Origin of the sequence: Desulfonatronum sp. SC1, assembly GCF_003046795.1 — a bacterium.
Classification (GTDB): domain Bacteria; phylum Desulfobacterota; class Desulfovibrionia; order Desulfovibrionales; family Desulfonatronaceae; genus Desulfonatronum.
Genome location: NZ_PZKN01000103.1, coordinates 1 through 500, shown reverse-complemented (window position 1 = coordinate 500; position 500 = coordinate 1). Strand labels below are relative to the sequence as shown.

Here is a 500-nt window from a genome sequence, read left to right as displayed (position 1 = left end):
GTAGTACAGATGTACTTGCAGGATGTGACGGCTTCCATGAGTCGCCCGGTGAAGCAGCTGAAAGGCTTTGAGAAAATCACTCTGAAACCGGGCGAAACTCAGACCGTCAGCTTCCCGATTGATATTGAGGCGCTGAAGTTCTGGAATCAACAGATGAAATATGACGCCGAGCCTGGCAAGTTCAATGTCTTTATCGGCACTGATTCCGCACGCGTTAAGAAAGCCGAGTTTGAGTTGTTGTAATTTTCGATGTTTGTAGGCCGGATAAGGCGTTTACGCCGCATCAGGCATCTGAGCATGATGCCTGATGCGGCGCTGGTCGCGTCTTATCAGGCCTACGACTTTCTCCGCATCCGGCATAAACAACGAGCTTCAGCTAAACAGCCCAATCATTGCGGCACACAGCACGGCAGCAACGGCAGTTTGCGGTGTGTGGCTGTCAACTGCGCCACTCGATACCAGATTAATTATTGATTCCAGCATAATGACTCTCCCCGTTT

General features: G+C 50.6%; 2 protein-coding genes. One reads left to right on the top strand and one right to left on the bottom strand.

The annotated features are described in order from the left end of the window. Nucleotides 1–243: fibronectin type III-like domain-contianing protein (locus C6366_RS18530; RefSeq protein ID WP_199221581.1), on the top strand; the 243-nt coding region annotated here is incomplete at its 5' end. Between the two features lie 129 nt (nt 244–372). Here the strand turns inward: C6366_RS18530 and C6366_RS18525 are convergent. Beyond that, entirely contained in the window at nt 373–483 is a 111-nt protein-coding gene (locus tag C6366_RS18525; RefSeq protein WP_000893994.1) for a YshB family small membrane protein, read from the bottom strand. Nucleotides 484–500 lie beyond the last annotated feature (17 nt).

What these genes read in the sequence shown, in the direction of transcription:
- C6366_RS18525 (WP_000893994.1), bottom strand. Translation starts at nt 483, where the DNA reads ATGCTGGAATCAATAATTAATCTGGTATCGAGTGGCGCAGTTGACAGC.